This is a genomic window from Streptomyces sp. NBRC 110611 (genome assembly GCF_001590865.1).
In the GTDB taxonomy this organism is placed as follows: domain Bacteria; phylum Actinomycetota; class Actinomycetes; order Streptomycetales; family Streptomycetaceae; genus Streptomyces.
The window spans coordinates 766,097-785,528 of the sequence record NZ_BBUY01000001.1; the positions used below are offsets into that span (position 1 = coordinate 766,097).

20 protein-coding genes are annotated in these 19,432 nt (G+C 70.3%); 9 read left to right on the top strand and 11 right to left on the bottom strand.

Annotated elements, in window-relative coordinates; translation table 11 throughout:
• Nucleotides 1-187: 187 nt before the first annotated feature.
• On the bottom strand, nucleotides 188-946 hold the full coding sequence (locus tag AZE13_RS03340; protein WP_066926577.1) for a GntR family transcriptional regulator: 759 nt from the start codon (nucleotides 944-946) through the stop codon (nucleotides 188-190).
• Between the two features lie 241 nt (nucleotides 947-1,187).
• On the opposite strand from AZE13_RS03340, the gene AZE13_RS03345 reads away from it, so the two are divergent.
• The 4 genes from AZE13_RS03345 to AZE13_RS03360 are packed head-to-tail and all read left to right on the top strand — an operon-like array spanning nucleotide 1,188 to nucleotide 5,897.
• On the top strand, nucleotides 1,188-2,456 hold the full coding sequence (locus AZE13_RS03345) for an extracellular solute-binding protein (RefSeq protein ID WP_066926578.1): 1,269 nt from the start codon (nucleotides 1,188-1,190) through the stop codon (nucleotides 2,454-2,456).
• A gap of 47 nt (nucleotides 2,457-2,503) precedes the next feature.
• A complete protein-coding gene (locus tag AZE13_RS03350; RefSeq protein ID WP_079123646.1) occupies nucleotides 2,504-3,505 on the top strand; it encodes a carbohydrate ABC transporter permease in 1,002 nt (333 codons plus the stop codon).
• The gene (locus AZE13_RS03355; protein ID WP_066926580.1) at nucleotides 3,502-4,332 is read left to right on the top strand and encodes a carbohydrate ABC transporter permease; all 831 of its coding nucleotides are present in this window, start codon (nucleotides 3,502-3,504) and stop codon (nucleotides 4,330-4,332) included. The genes AZE13_RS03350 and AZE13_RS03355 overlap by 4 nt, the downstream gene beginning before the upstream one ends.
• Before the next feature lie 8 nt (nucleotides 4,333-4,340).
• Nucleotides 4,341-5,897, top strand: a complete 1,557-nt coding sequence (locus AZE13_RS03360) for a glycoside hydrolase family 3 protein (protein WP_066926582.1) — start codon at nucleotides 4,341-4,343, stop codon at nucleotides 5,895-5,897.
• 86 nt (nucleotides 5,898-5,983) lie between these two features.
• Here AZE13_RS03360 and nagB read toward each other — a convergent pair whose 3' ends face one another.
• The gene (gene nagB / locus AZE13_RS03365) at nucleotides 5,984-6,766 is read right to left on the bottom strand and encodes a glucosamine-6-phosphate deaminase (RefSeq protein ID WP_066926584.1); all 783 of its coding nucleotides are present in this window, start codon (nucleotides 6,764-6,766) and stop codon (nucleotides 5,984-5,986) included.
• A gap of 140 nt (nucleotides 6,767-6,906) precedes the next feature.
• The gene (locus tag AZE13_RS03370; protein ID WP_066927204.1) at nucleotides 6,907-7,680 is read right to left on the bottom strand and encodes an SDR family oxidoreductase; all 774 of its coding nucleotides are present in this window, start codon (nucleotides 7,678-7,680) and stop codon (nucleotides 6,907-6,909) included.
• Nucleotides 7,681-7,820: 140 nt separating this feature from the next.
• Here AZE13_RS03370 and AZE13_RS03375 point away from each other — a divergent pair, with 140 nt between their 5' ends.
• Nucleotides 7,821-8,477, top strand: coding sequence for a TetR/AcrR family transcriptional regulator (locus AZE13_RS03375; RefSeq protein ID WP_066926586.1), 657 nt, complete (start codon nucleotides 7,821-7,823; stop codon nucleotides 8,475-8,477).
• A gap of 395 nt (nucleotides 8,478-8,872) precedes the next feature.
• Nucleotides 8,873-10,345: a sensor histidine kinase gene (locus AZE13_RS03380; protein WP_066926588.1), complete on the top strand. Its 1,473-nt coding sequence runs from the start codon at nucleotides 8,873-8,875 to the stop codon at nucleotides 10,343-10,345.
• A gap of 213 nt (nucleotides 10,346-10,558) precedes the next feature.
• On the opposite strand, the gene AZE13_RS03385 is transcribed toward AZE13_RS03380, so the two are convergent.
• A complete protein-coding gene (locus AZE13_RS03385; protein ID WP_003983230.1) occupies nucleotides 10,559-10,816 on the bottom strand; it encodes a WhiB family transcriptional regulator in 258 nt (85 codons plus the stop codon).
• Nucleotides 10,817-11,135: 319 nt separating this feature from the next.
• Nucleotides 11,136-12,119: a diacylglycerol/lipid kinase family protein gene (locus AZE13_RS03390; protein WP_066926590.1), complete on the bottom strand. Its 984-nt coding sequence runs from the start codon at nucleotides 12,117-12,119 to the stop codon at nucleotides 11,136-11,138.
• Between the two features lie 187 nt (nucleotides 12,120-12,306).
• Between AZE13_RS03390 and AZE13_RS03395 the strand changes: the two genes are divergently transcribed.
• Nucleotides 12,307-12,777 (top strand): hypothetical protein, encoded by a 471-nt coding sequence (locus tag AZE13_RS03395; protein ID WP_066926592.1) that lies wholly within the window; start codon nucleotides 12,307-12,309, stop codon nucleotides 12,775-12,777.
• Between the two features lie 31 nt (nucleotides 12,778-12,808).
• Here the strand turns inward: AZE13_RS03395 and AZE13_RS03400 are convergent, their stop codons facing one another.
• From AZE13_RS03400 to AZE13_RS03420, 5 genes are all read right to left on the bottom strand, one after another.
• Nucleotides 12,809-13,465 (bottom strand): hypothetical protein, encoded by a 657-nt coding sequence (locus AZE13_RS03400; RefSeq protein WP_066926594.1) that lies wholly within the window; start codon nucleotides 13,463-13,465, stop codon nucleotides 12,809-12,811.
• A 56-nt stretch (nucleotides 13,466-13,521) separates the two neighbouring features.
• Nucleotides 13,522-14,481, bottom strand: a complete 960-nt coding sequence (locus tag AZE13_RS03405; RefSeq protein ID WP_066927206.1) for an RNA polymerase sigma factor SigF — start codon at nucleotides 14,479-14,481, stop codon at nucleotides 13,522-13,524.
• A 43-nt stretch (nucleotides 14,482-14,524) separates the two neighbouring features.
• Complete coding sequence (locus AZE13_RS03410; RefSeq protein WP_030413515.1) at nucleotides 14,525-14,938, bottom strand: anti-sigma regulatory factor; 414 nt, start codon at nucleotides 14,936-14,938, stop codon at nucleotides 14,525-14,527.
• Nucleotides 14,939-15,582: 644 nt separating this feature from the next.
• Complete coding sequence (locus tag AZE13_RS03415) at nucleotides 15,583-16,494, bottom strand: 1-aminocyclopropane-1-carboxylate deaminase/D-cysteine desulfhydrase (RefSeq protein ID WP_066926596.1); 912 nt, start codon at nucleotides 16,492-16,494, stop codon at nucleotides 15,583-15,585.
• A 129-nt stretch (nucleotides 16,495-16,623) separates the two neighbouring features.
• Nucleotides 16,624-16,857, bottom strand: coding sequence for a hypothetical protein (locus AZE13_RS03420; RefSeq protein ID WP_066926598.1), 234 nt, complete (start codon nucleotides 16,855-16,857; stop codon nucleotides 16,624-16,626).
• Nucleotides 16,858-17,044: 187 nt separating this feature from the next.
• Between AZE13_RS03420 and AZE13_RS03425 the strand changes: the two genes are divergently transcribed.
• Together AZE13_RS03425 and AZE13_RS03430 are read left to right on the top strand one after the other, a co-directional pair.
• Nucleotides 17,045-17,980: a glutaminase gene (locus tag AZE13_RS03425; protein WP_066926600.1), complete on the top strand. Its 936-nt coding sequence runs from the start codon at nucleotides 17,045-17,047 to the stop codon at nucleotides 17,978-17,980.
• A 100-nt stretch (nucleotides 17,981-18,080) separates the two neighbouring features.
• Nucleotides 18,081-18,314, top strand: coding sequence for a hypothetical protein (locus tag AZE13_RS03430; RefSeq protein WP_066926602.1), 234 nt, complete (start codon nucleotides 18,081-18,083; stop codon nucleotides 18,312-18,314).
• A gap of 82 nt (nucleotides 18,315-18,396) precedes the next feature.
• Here AZE13_RS03430 and AZE13_RS03435 read toward each other — a convergent pair whose 3' ends face one another.
• Nucleotides 18,397-19,359, bottom strand: a complete 963-nt coding sequence (locus tag AZE13_RS03435; protein ID WP_066926603.1) for a beta-ketoacyl-ACP synthase III — start codon at nucleotides 19,357-19,359, stop codon at nucleotides 18,397-18,399.
• Nucleotides 19,360-19,432 lie beyond the last annotated feature (73 nt).

Here is a 19,432-nt window from a genome sequence, read left to right on the forward strand (position 1 = left end):
TCGGCTGGAAATCTAGGACAGGGCCGCGGTGCCCGTCACTAGCTGTCCGCATATCGGTACGCCGTCTACGCACAGCGGGCGGCGTGGTCCGGAGAGCCGCCCGCTCCGGATGCCACGCCGCCGTGGGGCGAGGCCGCACTGCCGTGGGTGGGGCGACGTCGCGCCGCCGTAGGACTGGCCCGGCCTCTCAGTCCGCGGGCCGCCGCAGCCGCGCCACGAACTTGTAGCGGTCGCCGCGGTAGACCGAGCGCACCCACTCCACGGGCCGGCCCTGGGCGTCGAGCGAGTGCCGGGAGAGCATCAGCATCGGCAGGCCGACGTCGGTGCCCAGCAGGCCGGCCTCGCGCGGCGTGGCCAGCGAGGTCTCGATGGTCTCCTCGGCCTCCGCGAGGCGGACGTCGTAGACCTCGGCCAGCGCGGTGTAGAGCGAGGTGTACTTGACGAGGTTGCGGCGCAGCGCGGGGAACCGCTTGGCGGACAGATGGGTGATCTCGATGGCCATCGGCTCACCGCTGGCCAGCCGCAGCCGTTCGATGCGCAGCACCCGGCCGCCGGGCACGATGTCCAGCAGCCCGGCGAGCCGGTCGTCGGCGGTGACATAGCCGATGTCCAGCAGCTGGGACGTCGGCTCCAGGCCCTGGGCCCGCATGTCCTCGGTGTACGAGGTCAGTTGCAGGGCCTGGGAGACCTTGGGCTTGGCCACGAAGGTGCCCTTGCCCTGGATGCGCTCCAGGCGGCCCTCGACGACCAGCTCCTGAAGGGCCTGCCGCACGGTCGTGCGCGAGGTGTCGAACTCCGCGGCGAGGGTGCGCTCGGGCGGGACGGGGGAGCCGGGCGGGAGGGTCTCGGTGATCTCCAGCAAGTGCCGTTTGAGGCGGTAGTACTTGGGCACGCGGGTGGTCCGTGTGCCGCCCCCGTTCTCGGCGCTGCCCCCGTCGGTTTCCATGACCCGCCCCTCCGACTCCTGTCGTGCTGCCGTCACCGGCTCCTCCGTACATAGCGGCTCACATCGTGGCACGGGCGGGTGCTCCGTGCTCCTTCGCAGGTCCCGGCGTGCCAGATGTCGGTCCGGTAACGGACCTGACAGCGACTCTTATACACCCTTGACACCCCAAAAGGTCTAGGCCAAGCTGCGGGAACTGGTCTAAACCATTAAAGACCACACCCGGCCTTTAGGGGAGAGCGCGATGAAGCGTGGACTCATAGCGGCGACTATGGTCGCGGGAATGCTGGTGAGTGTCGCTGCCTGTGGGTCCAGCGGCGGGAACGAGGCGGGCGCGGATGGCTTCAAGGGCCAGAAGCTGACCGTTTGGGTGATGGACGGGTCCAATCCGCCGGAATGGGCCAAGCGGGTCTCCGAACAGTTCACGAAGAAGACCGGAGCCACTGTCGATTTCAAGGTCCAGCAGTGGAACGGAATTCAGCAGAAGCTGAGCACCGCGCTCTCCGAGGACACCCCGCCGGACGTGGTGGAAATCGGCAACACCCAGACCGCCGCCTACGCCAAGGCCGGTGCCCTCGTCGATCTCGGCGATCTGAAGAAGGAGATCGGCGCCGACTGGAACGACGCCTTCAACAAGGCCTCGGTGGTGGACGGTACGCAGTACGCACTGCCCTGGTTCGCGGGCAACCGCGTGGTGATGTACAACAAGAAGATCTGGGCGCAGGCCGGCCTCAAGGAAATCCCCAGGACCCGCGCCGAGCTCTTCCGGGCCTTCGACGCCATCAAGCGGAAGACCGACGCCGAGCCGCTCTACCTCCCCGGCCAGAACTGGTACTTCTTCGACGGCCTGACCATCGGCACCGGCGCCGACCTGGTGAAGAAGGAGGGCGGCAGGTGGGTCTCCAACCTCGGCGACCCCAAGGTCTCCAAGGCCATGGACATCTACCGGCAGTACCAGGCCTTCAGTACCGCCCCGAAGAACAAGGACGAGGCCACCCCGCAGCAGGCCGACGTCTTCGCCAAGGGGAGGACCGGCGCCGTCATCGGCATGGGCTATGAGGCGGTCACCGCCGTCAAGGCCAACCCGGATATCAAGGACGACATCGGTTTCTTCACCATTCCGGGGGAGACCGCGGACAAGCCCGAGGGCGTATTCCTCGGCGGCTCCAACTTCGCCGTCGCCGGTATGGGCAAGAAGCAGGAACTCGCCAAGGAATTCCTGAAGATCGCCCTGTCGAAGGAGAACGACGCGCAGATGGTCAAGGAGTCCGGCTGGACCCCGAAGTCCCCGGCCCTGGCCGAGGCCGCCAAGGAGAATCCGGCTGCCGCGGCCGCCGCCCCCGCGGCACTGAAGTCCGGCGGCACCACTCCGCTGATTCCGCAGTGGGCCGCGGTGGAGAACGTACCGAACCCCATCAAGAACTATATGACCGCCGTGCTGAACGGTAAGTCCCCGGCCGATGCCGCCAAGGACATCGAATCCGAGATCAACGCACGGCTCGCCAAGCAGTAATCCCCGGACTCGGGGAGACCGGACGGCAAGGAGGGGGAGCAGGGCCCATGGCAGTGCAGCTCGACGACGCGGCGGAGCGGACCGCGCCGCACCACGACAGGGGAGGAGGCGCGCCGCCCGCCCGTGGCGGCAGACGCGCCCAGCCGGCCGTGAGCGGCGCGCCCTACCTCCTGCTGCTGCCGGCCCTGCTCGCCACCGCCGTCTTCCTGGGCTGGCCCATGGTCCGCAATCTGGTGCTCTCCTTCCAGAACCTCAACATGAAGGAGCTGATCCAGCGCCTCACCGACTGGCGCGGGCTCGGCAACTACCAGGAGATCCTGGGCAGTGAGCAGTTCTGGCGGGTCACCCTCCGCACCCTCGTCTTCACCGCGGTCAACGTCACCCTGATCATGGTCCTCGGCGCACTGATCGGACTGCTGCTGGCCCGGCTCGGCAGCAAGATGCGCCTCACGCTGTCCCTCGCGCTGGTGCTGGCCTGGGCCATGCCGCACATCGCCGCCACCACCATCTTCCAGTGGCTCTTCGACTCCCGTTACGGCGTCGTCAACTGGGTGCTGGACCGGCTCGGCTGGCACGCGATGGCCCACTACGACTGGGTCGGCACCCAGCTGTCGACCTTCTTCGTCATCACCGTGCTGATCGTCTGGCAGTCCCTGCCGTTCGTGGCGCTCAACCTCTACGCGGCCACCACGACCGTCCCCCAGGAGCTCTACGAGGCGGCCCGGGTGGATGGCGCCGGGGCCTGGAAGGTCTTCACCTCCGTCACCTTCCCGTTCCTCAAACCGTTCTTCCTCGCCACGACGTTCCTGGAAGTCATCTGGGTCTTCAAGGCGTTCCCGCAGATCTTCGCGATCAACGAGGGCGGCCCGGACCGGCTCACCGAGACGCTGCCGATCTACGCCTTCACCGAGGGCGTCGGCAACCTCCACTTCGGGATGGGTGCTGCGATCTCGCTGCTGACGATCGTGGTGCTGCTGGCCATGACCGCGTACTACCTGCGCCTGACGCTCCGGCAGGAAGCGCGGGAGGAGAAGGAGGACGCGCTGTGAAGCGCTCGCTCGCCGGCCGCGTCTGGCCCAACGCCGCGGCGGCCGTACTCGCCCTCGGATTCGCCTTCCCGGTCTACTGGATGTTCAACACGGCCTTCAAACCGACCCGGGAGATCATCAGCGAGGACCCGGTGTGGTTCCCCTTCCACGGCACCGTCGAGCACTTCGCCACGGCCGTGCGGGCTCCCCACTTCTGGACCCTGGCCGGCAACTCGGTCGTGGTGACCGTGCTCGCCGTCGGCCTGTCGCTGGTCATCGCGCTCTGCGGGGCGTTCGCCGTCACCCGGATGCGGTTCAAGGGGCGCCGGGGCATCCTGCTGACCTTCATGGTCGCCCAGATGGCGCCATGGGAGGTGATGGTGATCTCGATCTACCTGATCGTCCGGGACGCCGACCTCCTCAACAGCCTGGTGCCGCTCACCGCCTTCTACACCATGATGGTGCTGCCCTTCACGCTGCTGACGCTCCGGGGCTATGTCGCCGCGGTGCCCAAGGAGCTGGAGGAGTCCGCGATGGTCGACGGCTGCTCCCGCCGCCAGGCCTTCCTGAAGGTGGTCTTCCCGCTGCTGGCCCCCGGCCTGATGGCCACCTCCCTCTTCGGCTTCATCACCGCCTGGAACGAATTCCCGCTGGTACTGGTCCTCAACAAGGAACCCGCCATGGGCACCCTGCCGCTGTGGCTCTCGCAGTTCCAGAGCCAGTTCGGCGACGACTGGGGTGCCACCATGGCCGCCGCCTCGATCTTCGCCGTCCCGATCCTGGTCCTCTTCCTGTTCCTGCAACGCAAGGCGGTCGGCGGTCTCACCTCCGGCGCAGTGAAGGGATGACGCAGTCCATGACCTCTCTCTCAGGTTCTGCACGCTCGGTACGCTCCGCCGACACCCTCACCCGCGACGCGCTCACCGTCCTGCAGCCCGGCTTCACCGGCACCACCGCCCCGGACTGGCTGCGCCGCCGGCTCGGGGAGGGCCTGGCCGCGGTCGGCCTCTTCGGTCGCAATGTCCACGACCCCGAACAACTCGCCGCACTCACCCGGCAGTTGCGGCGGGAGCGCGACGACGTCCTGGTAGCCATCGACGAGGAGGGCGGCGACGTCACCCGCCTCGAAGTGCGCGGCGGCTCCTCCTTCCCCGGCAACCACGCCCTGGGCGCCGTCGACGACACCGCGCTCACCCGCCAGGTCGCCCGGGAACTCGGCCGCCGGCTGGCAGGCTGCGGGATCAACCTCAACTGGGCGCCCTCCGCCGACGTCAACTCCAACCCCGCCAACCCGGTCATCGGCGTCCGCTCCTTCGGCGCCGACCCGCACCTGGTCGCCCGGCACACCGCCGCCTACGTCGAGGGCCTGCAGTCCGCCGGTGTCGCCGCCTGCACCAAGCACTTCCCCGGACACGGCGACACCGCCGTCGACTCCCACCACGACCTGCCGCGGATCACCGCCGACCTGGCCACCCTCCAGGACCGCGAACTGGTGCCGTTCCGCGCCGCCGTCGCGGCCGGTACCCGGGCCGTGATGAGTGCGCACATCCTGCTGCCCGCCCTGGACGGCGACCGCCCCGCCACCCTCAGCCCCGCCGCGCTGCACGGCCTGCTGCGTGCCCCCGCCACCGAGGGCGGGCTCGGCTTCGACGGGCTGATCGTCACCGACGGGATGGAGATGCAGGCCATCTCCGCCATCTACGGCATCGAGCACGGCAGCGTACTGGCCATCGCGGCCGGCGCCGACGCCATCTGCGTGGGCGGCGGACTCGCCGACGAGGCCACCGTCCTGCGCCTCCGCGACGCCCTGGTACGGGCGGTGCGCACCGGCGAACTGCCCGAGGAGCGGCTCGCCGACGCCGCGGCACGGGTGCGTGCCCTGGCGCGCTGGACCCGGGGTGCGGGCGCGGGGGAGGGGGCCGCGCCCGCACTCGGTATCGGTCTCACCGCCGCCCGGCGCGCCCTGCGCATCACCACCGGCGACCGTCCCTACGAGCCGCTCACCACCCCCGCCTATGTCGCCGCCTTCACCCCCCTCGCCAACATCGCGGTCGGGGACGAAACCCCCTGGGGCGTCGCCGCCGAACTCTCCTGCCTCGTCCCCGGCACCGCGACCGCCACCTACCCGGCCACCGCCCCCACCGGCACCGGCTCCCAGGTCGACGGCCTGCTCACCGCGGCCGGCGACCGCCGGATCGTCGCCGTCGTGCGTGACGTCCACCGCCACCCCTGGATGGCCGACACCCTGCGTGCCCTGCTCGCCGCCCGCCCGGACACCGCCGTCGTCGAGATGGGCGTCCCCCAGTCCGCGCCCCAGGGCGCCCTCCACATCGCCACCCACGGCGCCGCCCGCGTCTGCGGCCAGGCCGCCGCCGAGGCACTCACCACCCGGACCCCGCCCGGCGCGGGGTGAGCCCGCCGGTCCCGGATGCACCGCGGCCGGGGCACCCCGTGGGACCGCCCCGGCCACGGCACCGGCGCGACTCCGCCGGGATCTGCCTAGAGCCCCTGCCACTCCGGCTTCGCTGCGTAGGTGGCGCGGAAGTAGTCGGCGAGCTTCAGCTTGGAGGCCGCGGCCTCGTCGACGACCACCGTGGCGTGCCGGTGGAGCTGGAGCGCCGACGCCGGGACCAGCGCGGCGACCGGGCCCTCGACGGCGTGGGCCACGGCGTCCGCCTTGCCCTCGCCGGTGGCGAGCAGCACCAGGTGGCGGGCCTCCAGGATGGTGCCGATGCCCTGGGTGATGACGTGGTGCGGGACCTCGTCGAGGCTGTCGAAGAACCGGGCGTTGTCCTCCCGGGTCTGCTGGGTGAGTGTCTTGATGCGGGTACGGGAAGCCAGCGACGAGCAGGGCTCGTTGAATCCGATGTGCCCGTCGGTGCCGATGCCGAGCAGCTGGAGGTCCACTCCGCCGGCTTCGCTCAGCGCACGGTCGTACGCCTCGCAGGCGGCCTGGACGTCCTGTGCCGTGCCGTCGGGACCCATGAACGCGTCCTCGTCGAGACCGAGCGGCTCGACCACCTCGCGCAGCACCACCGAACGGTAGGACTCGGGGTGCCCGGCCGGTAGGCCGACATACTCGTCGAGCTGACAGATACGGGTCCGCGAGGCGTCCACCACGCCGCCCCGGACCTTCTTCGCCAGCGCCTTGTAGATGGGCAACGGGGTCGAGCCGGTGGCCACACCGAGCAGCGCGTCGGGCTTGCGGCGCACCAGGGTGGCGATTGCCTCCGCGATCAGCTCGCCGCCTGCCGTGGCGTCCGGAACGATGACAACTTCCACGCTTTGGCCTGCCGTTCTGGAGAGTGGTCCTCTGCGGTCATGTGGTATAGACCAATCTATCAGAGGGCGGATCCCCGGTCCCGGTGGTATGGGCGGCCCCGGTGGTGCGGGTGGTCCGGTCCGGCGGTGTGGGCAGGGCGTCAGAGCAGGGCGCCTCCCGTCGTATCGATCCACTGGCCCGTCACCCACCGGCTGTCGTCCGACGCCAGAAAGGCGATGACGTCCCCCACGTCCGTCGCGTCCGCCAGCCGCCCCAGCGGTGACATCGCGCCCGCCGCCCGCCGCCCCTCGGCATTGGCCGCACCCCGCAGCCGGTCGGCGTTCATATCGGTGTCCACCACGCCCGGCGCCACCGCGTTCACCGTTATCCCCCGTGGGCCCAGGTCCTTGGCCAGGGTCGAGGTGAAGACGTCGACCGCACCCTTGGTCATCGCGTAGGCGATCAGGTCGGGCCTGGCGGCGCCGCGCGTCAGCCCCGTCGAGACATTGATGATCCGCCCGCCGTCCCGCAGGCGGGACAGCCCCTGCTGGACGATGAAGAAGGGCGCCTTGGTGTTCACCGCGAAGAGGTGATCGAAATCCTCCGGCGCCACTTCGCCGATGCCCTTGAGCGTCCCGTCCAGCGCCTTGTTGATCCCGGCGTTGTTGACCAGGATGTCCAGCCCCTCGGCCTGCTCGTCGAACGCCGCCCACAGGGCTTCGGCGTCCCCCGGCGCGCCCAGTTCGGCCTTGATGGCGAAGGCCTCGCCGCCCGCGGCCACGATCGCGCCGACCGTCTCCTCGGCCGCGGTCCTGTCCCGGCCGTAATGCACACCGACCCGCGCGCCGTCCCTCCCGAGCCGCTCCGAGACCGCCCGGCCGATGCCTCGGCCGCCGCCCGTCACCAGTGCCGTCCTGCCGCTGAGTGCACCCATCGTGATGCCCCTCCCCTTGTCCATGGCCGGCGCCCCCTTCCGCGGGAGCGCGCAGCTCTCATCCGGCGAGCAATTTCTGTATCGCTCGCTACATAAAAACCGTAGCAGGCTTCCGTACCGACCGCTATAAAATTCCTCCCATGGCGTCCAAGGAAACGAAGCAGCGCGGCCGACCCCGGTCCTTCGACCGCGAGACGGCCCTCGAACAGGCGGTCCGGTCCTTCTGGGAGCAGGGCTACGAATCCACCTCGATCGCCGACCTCACCCGCGCCATGGGCATCAGCGCCCCCAGCCTCTACGCCGCCTTCGGCGACAAGCGGGCGCTGTTCGACGAGGTCGTGGCCGAGTACGGGCGTCACTACGGCGGTTTCATCTCGCGCGCCGTGGCCGAGGAACCGACCGCCCGCAGTGGGGTCGCACGGGCACTGCGCGAGGCCGCGATCGAGTACACGCTCCCCGGCCGCCCCCGTGGCTGCCTCGTGATCAGCGCCGCCCTGAACATCTCACCCGGCTCCGCCGAAGTCGCCGCATCCCTGCGGGAGATGAGGCGGTCGAACATCGGTGAGATCGAGAGCGCCGTCCGCGCGGACATCGCCGCCGGTGAGCTCCCCACGGATACGGACGCCACCGCGCTGGCCGACTACGTGGGCGCGGTCATCCAGGGAATGTCCCAGCAGGCGCGGGACGGTGCCGAGCAGTCGTCGCTGGAGGCCGTCGCCGAACTGGCCATGAAGGCCTGGCCCGAACGGCCGGCGGCCCGGCCGGAGGCCCCCGCCGTCGCCCGCCCCGTTCCGTAGCGAGACCGCCGGCGCACGCACCGCCCATGGAGGCCGGGGGAGGAGGCGCGGGAATTCGGGCCGAAAACACCCGCGGGCCGCGGCACCGGGACAGGACCCTCAGCCTGTCCGGCACCGCAGCCCGGAGCTGACATCGGCCGGCCCGCCGTACGGGCGGGAGAGCGACCCCTGTGCGGCAGGGGCGCCGCCCCGTCCTGGGGGCCGGTCGATCGGAGGCCTCGGCGCAGTCAGGGCAGAGAGCGCCTCGGGCCTCGTTCCGCTCTCCTGTGCGGGGAGAGCGGAGGCCTTTGCTGAATTGTGGACTAGACCATTCGTGGTTGTCCATGGGTATGCGGGCACAAGACGGACCCGCACCACGGACACCGTACGCCGGTAGGCTCCAAGGTGTGCCCTCCATGAACGATCTCGTACGCCAGCACACCGCTCTGAGCGACTCCGACCTCGAGTGGCTCCACATGCTGGTTTCGGAGTGGCAGCTGCTCTCCGACCTGTCCTTCGCCGATCTCGTGCTGTGGGTTCCCACCCTCGACGGCACCCGCTACGTCTCGGTCGCCCAGATGCGGCCCAATACGGGCCCCACCTCCTACCAGGACGACATGGTGGGCCATCTCGTCCCCCGGGGGCGCCGTCCGATGCTGGACTCCGCCTTGGATGAGGGCCGCATCGTACGCGAGGGCGACCCCGAGTGGCGAGAGGAGGTACCGGTACGCGTCGAGTCCATCCCGGTACGTCGGGACGGCCGGGTGCTCGGGGTGATCGCCCGCAACACCAATCTGCTGACCGTGCGCACTCCCAGCCGGCTGGAGCTCACCTACCTCCAGAGCGCCTCCGACCTCGCCCAGATGATCGCTGCCGGAACGTTTCCGTTCCCCGGTCAACAGGTCGACATGGATGCCTCACCGCGCGCCGGCGACGGGCTGATCCGGCTCGACGCGGACGGCGTCGTCCAGTACGCCAGCCCCAACGCGCTCTCCGCCTACCACCGGCTCGGCCTCGCCGCCGATCTGGTGGGCCACCACCTCGGCCGGACCACCGCCGAACTGGCGCCCGCCCGCGGCCCGGTGGACGAGGCCCTGGTCAAGCTCGCCAGTGGCTGGGCACCCCGGGAATTCGAGGTCGAGGGCAACGACGGGGTGATCCAGTTGCGCGCCATTCCGCTCAAACCGAAGGGTGTGCACATCGGTTCGCTGGTGCTGCTGCGCGACGTGACCGAACTGCGCCGCCGTGAGCGGGAGCTGATCACCAAGGACGCCACCATCCGGGAGATCCACCACCGGGTGAAGAACAATCTTCAGACGGTCGCCGCGCTGTTGCGGCTGCAGTCCCGCCGGATGGATTCCGAGCAGGGGCGCGAGGCCCTCAACGAGGCGGTACGCAGGGTCGGTTCGATCGCCATCGTGCACGAGACGCTGTCCCAGAACCTCGACGAACGGGTCGAGTTCGACGACATCGCCGACCGGGTGCTGGCCATGGTCGCGGAGATCTCACCCGGCAAGGTGATCACCCGTCGCACCGGACGCTTCGGCATTCTGGACGCCGAGGTGGCCACACCGCTGTCGATGGTGCTCACCGAAGTGCTGCAGAACGCCCTGGAGCACGCCTTCGACCAGGCCGAACAGGGCGTCGTCGAGGTCGGCGCGGTGCGCGGCGGCAGCCGTAAGGAACCGCGGCTGCTGGTCACCGTCCAGGACAACGGCCGGGGGCTGCCCGAGGGGTTCGATCCGCACCGCGCCGGAAACCTGGGGCTGCAGATCGTACGCACCCTGGTGGAGGGGGAGTTGGGCGGGCAGTTCGACATGGTGCGGGCGCCCGAGCGCGGCACCAAGGTCCTGCTCGATGTGCCCGTACGGCCCGAGAAGCAGCACTGAGACCGTCCGCAGTACTGAGACCGTCCCGAGGCGGCATCGATACCGGGGCGGGGCGGCCGGCGCCGGACCCCCGGCGCACAGCAACAAGCCCCGGACCACATGGTCCGGGGCTCAAAGCTCTCGCGATGCGATAACGGCCGGGCTTCTCGGCGCCGGTGGCGCATCGGGGGTACTGCGCGCTGCGGCTCGGGGGCCACGGGGCGGGCGGCTGGCTCAGGCGCTGGCGTTGCGCGCCCGGTTGCGAGCTGCACGGCGCTTCATCGCGCGGCGCTCGTCCTCGCTCAGACCACCCCAGACGCCGGAGTCCTGGCCGGACTCGAGCGCCCACTGCAGGCACTGCTCCATGACGGGGCAGCGGCGGCAGACGGCCTTGGCTTCCTCGATCTGCAGCAGCGCAGGACCGGTGTTGCCGATGGGGAAGAAGAGCTCGGGGTCTTCCTCGCGGCAAACGGCGCGGTGACGCCAGTCCATGGCTGCTTCTCCTCGTGTGACGGGATCGTTGCTTGTGAATGTGAACGCTTTCACGAATCCCTCCACAAGGGAAGGCCCGAACTCCAGTTGCGAACTGGTGCGGTCCCGTGGGATGAGGAGGAGGATTCGGGCTCTCAAGGAAGGGCCGTCAGAGCGGCCGTCCCGATCGCCATGAAGAGACTCGCAAACCTCGGCTGCGGATACAACCCCTTCCGGAAACTTTTTTTTGATTCCTTGGTGTCGCCTCGGTCACAGCCGTCATTCCAGGGGGTGGGAACCAGTCTAAACGTTCGAGTGAAAGGACTTTAGGCCCTACTGCTCACACAATCACACGCAGTGCACGGCGAACGCCTGTGAACGTCACGCTCGTACGCACGCCCAGATGGTCACCGTCCATCTGAAAGGGCAGCGGAACCTGCGAATGCAAGGTGAAGCTTGTGAGGTCGTGAAGCGAGAGCGCGTGCTTGCCGTGGGGGCCGCGATCGGGCGTCGACGTCAGCAGCTGGGTGGCGTAGCGGGCCACCGCGGACGACGAGAGCTTGCTCAGTGCGAACAAGTCGAGCCCGGTGTCGAACGAGGCCTCCGGGGACGGGTAGATCGGGCGATTGCCCAGGTAGGACCAGGGTGCGGTGTTGCAGATTATGGCCATGGCGAGGTTCTCGACGACCTCCGGGGCGCCCTCGTCACCGCCCGGACGTTCGAGGGTGATCACCCCGCGCCGGCGGTTCGCCTCGCCCAGGAACTGCCGTACGACCTGTCGCATGTAGAGGGCATGGGTCGAACGCTTGCCGCGTTCCCGCTGCTGCTCGACCCGGCCGACGACACCGGCGTCGAAGCCGAAGCCCGCGCAGAACGTGAACCAGCGCTCCGGCACCCCTTCGTCCTCGGTGCCCGGTGTTCCCGCGGCCAGGCCCAGACCGATGGTGCGCTCACTCCCGTCCCGCAGCGCGTCCAGGAGCGCACCGGTCGCCTCCACGACGTCATTGGGCAGTCCCAGCGCGCGGGCGAAGACGTTGGTGGAGCCGCCGGGAACGACCGCCAGCCGGGGGTGCGAGTCCGGATCGGGTCCGTTGGCGAGCAGCCCGTTGACGATCTCATTGACCGTGCCGTCACCGCCGAGCGCCACGACCAGCTCGGTCTCCCCGCCCTCGGTCGCCTGCCGGGCCAGATCCCGGGCGTGCCCGCGGTACCGGGTCTCGGCGATCTCCAGCTTCAGATCGCTGGCGAGGGCGTGGGCGAGGACTTCACGGGTGCGGGCACTGGTGGTGGTAGCTGCGGGATTGACCACGAGGAGTGCGCGCATGTGCAGAGCGTACCTACTTGCCGGTACCCGGCCTCACGCCCCGTCCCGATCCCGCTCCGGGGCCCGCCCCGATCCGGTCTCACGGCCTGTCCCGATCCGGTCTCGCGCCCTGTCCCGATCCGGTCTCGCGGCCCGTGCCCTACGGGGCGTACCCGGCTCGGCGGGTCGCCACCGCTACCCTGCTGGGGTGAGCAGTCAGCAGAAGAAGTCCGCCAAGAGCGCCGCCGGCACCGCCGCCGCGGCCGCGCCGGCCGCGCCGAGCGGGCCGCGCCCCGCCCGGCTGAGCGCCGCCGCGGCGGTCACCGGAGCCGAGGGGCTCGCGCTGGCCGCCCTCGGCGCGTACATGCTGATCATGGGGCTGGTCGGTTCACCGGACAGCCCGCGGCAGGCGGAGACGGGCGGGCTGACCGTGCTGGCGCTCGCGGTGCTGCCGCTGGTGGCCGCGCGCGGGCTGTGGCTGCGCCGCCGCTGGAGCCGGGGCCCCTCGCTGATCACCCAGATCGTGGCCCTGCCGGTGGCCTGGACGCTGGTCAAGGGCGGTGGCGCGCTGATCGCCGCCGGCGCCGGGCTGGCGGTGGCCGCACTCACCGTGCTCGTTCTGCTGGTCAACCCGACAGCCACCGAAGCCCTGGGCATCGGACCGCGGGAGACACCGTAGGATCCTGGCCGCGGCTGAAGCAGATCCGCTCCTAGGGCCGCGGTGTGCTGTCCGAGCGCCACATGGTGAGGCGAGGGTGTCCCGGCAGTTCGGCGCGGCCGGTGGACCACAACAGGGTGAGCCAGGGATCCGCACCGCCCGGAGCCTCGGGAAACAGACGGGCGAGCACCCGCGAGCAGAGAGCGGAGGGCGGGGTCCAGGCAAGCCCGAAGCCTTCCGCCACATCGTGCATGTGCACCAGCGTTTCCTGCACCCCCAACGCCGCGAAGCCTTCGGGGTCCGACACCCCGGCGGCGTGGTGGGCGCGGACCCGGGGCGGGGTCGTCCGCACCATGGCGACCAGCAGCGCGCCGCACGCCTCCAGCACTTGCACCAGGCCGGCCGGACCCGCGTCACGGTCCGCGTAGGCGAAGACCATGGGTCCGTCCGGCCTCTTCTGACGCAACGCGAAAGGCACATGGGTGTCCAGCGGCGGGCTCTGCGGCCCCAGCTGCACGGCGTAGTAGAACAGGTCGTTGGCGAGGTGCTCGACGGTCTCCCAGCAGTCCCACTCCAGCGAACCGGCCTTACCGCCCCACCCCTCCGGGGGCGCGTCCCGAAGGGTGTCCACGGCGAGCCGCACGGCAAGGCCGACGTCGTCCGCGGTGACGGGAGACCGGACTGATCCGGTGTCGGCTGATCGAGACATGACAGCACCGTAGCGCGGGAGAAAAGGGCGCCCCCTTCCCACCGGCCAGGGGCGGGTCACTCCTCCACGAGGAGTTTGTCGCGGAGCTGGGCGAGGGTGCGGGCCAGCAGGCGGGAGACATGCATCTGGGAGATGCCGACCTCCTGGGCGATCTGCGACTGGGTCATATTGCCGAAGAAGCGGAGCAGCAGGATCTTCTTCTCGCGCGGCGGGAGGTCCTCCAGCAGCGGTTTGAGGGATTCGCGGTACTCCACGCCTTCCAGCGCCTCGTCCTCGGCGCCGAGGGTGTCCGCGACCGCCGGGGACTCGTCGTCCGTGTCGGGGACGTCCAGGGAGAGCGTGCTGTACGCATTGGCGGACTCCAGACCCTCCAGGACCTCCTCCTCGGAGATCGACAGATGCTCGGCCAGCTCGTGGACCGTGGGCGCCCGGCCGTGCCGCTGGGAGAGCTCCGCGGTCGCCGTCGTCAGCGACAGCCGCAGCTCCTGGAGGCGGCGCGGTACGCGGACCGCCCAGCCCTTGTCGCGGAAGTGCCGCTTGATCTCGCCGACGACGGTGGGGGTGGCGTACGTGGAGAACTCCACGCCGCGCTCCGGATCGAAGCGGTCCACCGACTTGATCAGGCCGATCGTGGCGACCTGGGTCAGATCGTCCAGCGGCTCGCCGCGGTTACGGAAGCGGCGGGCCAGATGTTCGACGAGCGGGAGGTGCATACGGACGAGGGTGTTGCGCAGCTCGGCCCGTTCCGGGGAGCCCTCGGGCAGCTTGCGCAGCTCGTGGAACATCGCCCGGGCGCCGCCGCGGTCCGGTGGCTCCTGGGAATGCTGTTGATCCCGCAGCGTCTTGTCGGCGGCCGGCGCGTCGTGCTGCTGCGCCTGCCGGCCCTGCTGCTCGCTCTGGTCCATGTGGTCCGCCCGCTCTGCCTGCTCCGCCGCGTCCAAATGGCCGCCGTGGTCGTCCACGCCCACCGGATGCCGCCGGGCGTGCTGCTCGGGGATGGTCGCACTGGACGCCATCCGCCCGCCGCGTTCGAGATCTTTCACGGGGCCCCCTGTTCGGTCATGACGGTCCGGGACCGGCGCCGCGCTCCTTGTACAGACTGATGGTGACCGTCCGGTCCTCGGCGACAGTGGAATCGACCTTGCCGGCCAGTGCGGAGAGCACCGTCCAGGCGAAGGTGTCCCGCTCCGGGGCCCGGCCGTCGGTCGTCGGGGCGGACACGGTCACCTGCAGTGCGTCGTCGATGAGGCGGAAGACGCAGCTCAGCACACTGCCGGAGACGGCCTGTTGCAGCAGGATCGCGCAGGCCTCGTCGACCGCGATGCGCAGATCCTCGATCTCATCGAGGGTGAAGTCCAAGCGGGCTGCGAGCCCGGCCGTGGCCGTACGCAGCACAGACAGGTAGGCACCCGCAGCGGGCAGACGGACTTCCACGAAGTCCTGAGTCCCGGGCTCGCCTGCGATCTGGGACACCCTCACCTCCAAGGTGGCACAAGCTGGTTGAGCTGTAATTGCGCGATATTCGCGTTATTGGGGATATTTCACGCCGGTCCTTTCTCCTGTCGGGTTGAAAGGAGAACGATTCGGCGCTGCACATGGTTCGGCTGTGACGCTATCGCGATCCGTGGGCCGGTGTCGCCCGGAAGGAGCACGACCCTCCTCCGGGGGAGGCGCCGTCCTCCGGTCGCCGGACGCCACCGCTGTCACTCATTGTAAAACTATGGGTACGTACAGTGGCTAGGGGGTGTGCGCTGCCAATTCGAGGCTGATTACGCTCTGTTGACGCGCCAGGCGCCCGCGAGGTTGTGCAGCGCACTTCCAGTGAGCCGGAAGACCGCCCGTTCGTCCATGGGCCGTGCACCGCTCGATCGGTAAAAACCGATGGACGGTTCATTTCATTCCGGGACTGACCACGCGAAACCCTCGTGGCCGCGGCCCATGTGGATCTTCGTGGGGGTGGTGTGTGGTGCCTTGTCCCGGCCGCCGCCGTACATCCCGGGGTGCGGCCGCGGGCCTCCGGACGGAATACCCTGCGTGCCCATCTCTCCCACCACGTTCCGGTCGTCACACCACGCGCCTGAAGGAGCCCGGAGGATCCTGCGGGGGCCCGCGTGGGGTCAGGGGGCGCCGGTGACGACCGCGGCGACCGTGCTGCCGCGCGGGAACGCGCCCTCCTCGGCCAGGCTGGTGAGTCCGTAGAGCAGCTTGGCGACGTAGCTCCGCTCCAGGGGGAGGCGGTGGCGCTGCTCGAAGGCGTCCGCGAAGGCATCGAGCTCGGGGGTGCGGCGGGCGTATCCGCCGCAGTGGAAGCGGTCGTCCAGGCGCCAGCTGCCGCGCGGGCCGCCGAACGCCGCCTGCTGCAGCCGCTCGACCGCCTCCTGGAGGAAGTGCGGACGGCCTCCCTTGAGGACCGGAATGCCGATCGCGTGTCCGTCCTCTCCCAGGCCGGCAGCGAGGCCCGCCAGGGTGCCGCCGGTGCCGCAGGCCACCGCGACCGTGCCGGCGACCCCGCGGAGCTCCTCGCCCAGCGCCACGCAGCCCCGGGCGGCCAGCGCATTGCTGCCGCCCTCCGGTATCAGCCGGAACGCGCCGAACCGGTCGTGCAGTGCGGCGAGCACCTCCGGGTCGTCCTTGCGGCGGTACCGGCCCCGGTCGATGAAGTGCAGCCGCATACCGTCGGCGGCACAGCGGGCCAGGGAGGGGTTGAGCGGTGCGTCGGCCAGCTCGTCGCCACGGACCACGCCGATGGTGGCGAAGCCGAGGAGGCGGCCGGCCGCCGCCGTGGCCCGCAGGTGGTTGGAGTACGCCCCGCCGAAGGTCAGCAGCGCGTGGTCACCCGCGGCGGCCGCGGCCCGCAGGTTCGGCTCGAGCTTGCGCCACTTGTTGCCCGGAAGATCCGGGTGGATCAGATCGTCCCGCTTGAGCAGCAGCCGTACGCCGCGCCGCGCGAAGGCCTCGTCGTCGATCTCCTGGAGGGGAGAGGGCAGCTGCGGGCGCAGCGCGGCGGCGAGGTCGACGGGGGCGGTCATCCCTCCATTGTGCGGGTGTGCGGGCCGACGAACGCCGGGCCGGGCCGCAGTCGGTGCGACCCGGCGCAGCCGGAGTGAGGGCCGCAGCCAGGACGACCGGACGCAGTCGGGATGACCGCGTCCGTCCCGTCATCCGCGCAGGAAGCCGTCCCCATGGGTGGAGATATGGGCCTCCAGGGTGCTCAGCGCCTGCTGTGTCGCCTCTCCCGAGCCGCTGCCCCGCTTCTCGGCGTAGTACGCCGCGCCCAGCTTTCTCAGCAGGTCGTTGCCGGCGCGCATCGCCTGCACCTCTTCGACCTTCTGCTTGCCCTGCTCCAGCCCGTGACGGGCCTGTTCCTTGGCGCGATCCAGAAACCCGGCCATAGAGCCACCTCCGTGTGGTCCGTGTCGTAAGGGATCAACGGCTCGGGCGGCCGTGGGGTTCCCGTGCCAGGCTGGTGGATCACGAGGAAGTGCGCGACCCGGAGGGGCCATTCGGTGTACCGGCGTACCGAGCGCCGGCGGGGGGCTCCGATGGGGGCACCGCTCACCTCGGGTTAGCGTGTCCGACATGGACTACCAGGGCGTTCTCGAGGAGGTGGCGGCCTACGCCAGGCCGTTCGTACGGCACGGAAAGGTCGCCGACTACATACCCGCGCTGGAGCGGGTGTCGGCGGACCGTTTCGGGATCGCGATCGCCGACATACACGGTGCGGTGTACGGCGTGGGCGACTGGGAGGTGCCGTTCTCCGTCCAGTCCATCTCCAAGACGTTCTCCCTGGCGCTGGTGATGGCGCAGAGCCACAGCAGTCACGGGAGCCAGGGTGACCACGACATCTGGAAGCGGGTCGGCCGGGAGCCGTCCGGTACGCCGTTCAACTCGCTGGTCCAGCTGGAGGCGGAGAACGGCATTCCGCGCAATCCGTTCATCAACGCCGGCGCTCTGGTGGTCACCGACCAGCTGCAGACCCTGACCGGTGACGCGAGCACGTCGATGCTGCACTTCCTGCGCGAGGAGAGCGGCAATCCGGACGTCGCCTTCGATCAGGCGGTGGCCGACTCCGAGGCCGCGCACGGCGACCGCAATGCCGCACTGGCGCACTTCATGGCGTCCTTCGGCAACCTGGAGAACCCCGTCTCCAGCGTCATCGAGCACTATTTCTGGCAGTGCTCGATCGAGATGAGCTGCCGCGATCTGGCCGTCGCGGGCGGCTTCCTGGCCCGCCACGGGCTGCGCGCCGACGGCAGCCGGCTGCTGGAGGCGCGCGAGGCCAAGCGGATCAACGCGGTGATGCTGACCTGCGGGACGTATGACGCGGCCGGGGAGTTCGCCTACCGGGTGGGGCTGCCCGCGAAGAGCGGCGTCGGCGGCGGCATCATCGCCGTCATCCCCGGCCGCTGCACGCTGTGCGTATGGAGCCCCGGCCTCGACGCCCGCGGCAACTCCGTCGCGGGGGCGGCGGCCCTGGACCACTTCACGACGCTGACGGGTTGGTCGGTGTTCTGACGCGCCGGGGTTTTGGGGGTCGGGGGTTGCCCCGGTCGCGGGGCTGGCGTTGTGGCCGTCGATCCGCTGGCGCATCGTTGGCGTGAGGAGGTGCACCGCCATGGAGCACGAGATTCGCGCCGAGTACGAGGAAGGTGTCCTGCCGCACGAGGACACCCCGGTCAAGCTCTGGCACATGACGCGGGTCGGGACCACCACGGCCATGTGCGGGCGGGACCTCGCCCCGGCCGCCGCCACCCTGCCGGCCGACGCCTGGGGCGATGCCGGCGCCAAGCCGTTCTGCCGCCTCTGTGGCGTGCTGTACATGGGTGAGCATCCGGCCGATCCGGCGTAGTGCAGCGGACGGCATCCTGACGCCCGGATGCCCGCACGTACAGGATGCTGTCCCGCAGCCCTGCCCCCCAGCCGCTAGCGCCTCACGGGCAGCGGATGACCTGGCCCGCGTACGAGAGGTTGCCGCCGAAGGCGAACAGCAGGACCGGGTCACCCGGGGCGATTTCACGGCGTTCGACCAGTTTGGACAGGGCCAGCGGCACGGATGCCGCGGAGGTGTTCCCGGAGTCGACGACGTCCCTGGCGATCACCGCGTTGACCGCGCCGAGCCGCTCCGCGAACGGCTCGATGATCCGCAGATTGGCCTGGTGGAGCACCACACCGGCGAGGTCCTCGGGCCGGATCCCGGAGCGTGCGCAGACCTCCCGGGCGATGCCCGGCAGCCGGGTCGTCGCCCAGCGGTAGACGGTCTGGCCCTCCTGGGCGAAGCGGGCGGGCTCGCCCTGGATCCGTACCGCTTCGCCCATCTCCGGAACCGATCCCCACAGGACCGGTCCGATCCCCGGTCGGTCCGGCCGCTCCGGCCCGTTCTCGTCGCAGGCGGTGACCACCGCGGCTCCGGCCCCGTCGCCGACCAGCACACAGGTCGTACGGTCCGTCCAGTCCACGACGTCGGTGAACTTCTCCGCCCCGATGACCAGCGCATGGGTCGCGGCGCCGGCCCGTATGGCGTGGTCGGCGGTGGCCAGGGCGTGGGTGAAGCCGGCGCAGACCACGTTGAGGTCCATGGTGGCAGGGGCGGCCATCCCGAGGCGGGCGGCGACCCGGGCCGCGGTGTTGGGGCTGCGGTCGGTGGCCGTGCAGGTGGCGACCAGGACCAGGTCGATGTCCTGGGGGGCGAGGCCGGCCGCGGCCAGGGCCTTGGCCGCGGCGGCGGCCGCCATCGCGTCGACGGTCTCGTCGGGCGCCGCGACATGGCGGGTGCGGATACCGACCCGGCTGCGGATCCAGGCGTCGTCGGTCTCGACGATGCCGGCGAGATCGTCGTTGGTGAGCACGCCGGAGGGCTGGTAATGGCCGAGAGCCAGGACGCGTGACCCGGTCATGAGTTCAGTTCCCCTGTACGTGGACGGTGGCTGCTGCCTCACCAGTCTCACCCGCCGGTCCGGGCCGGCGGGT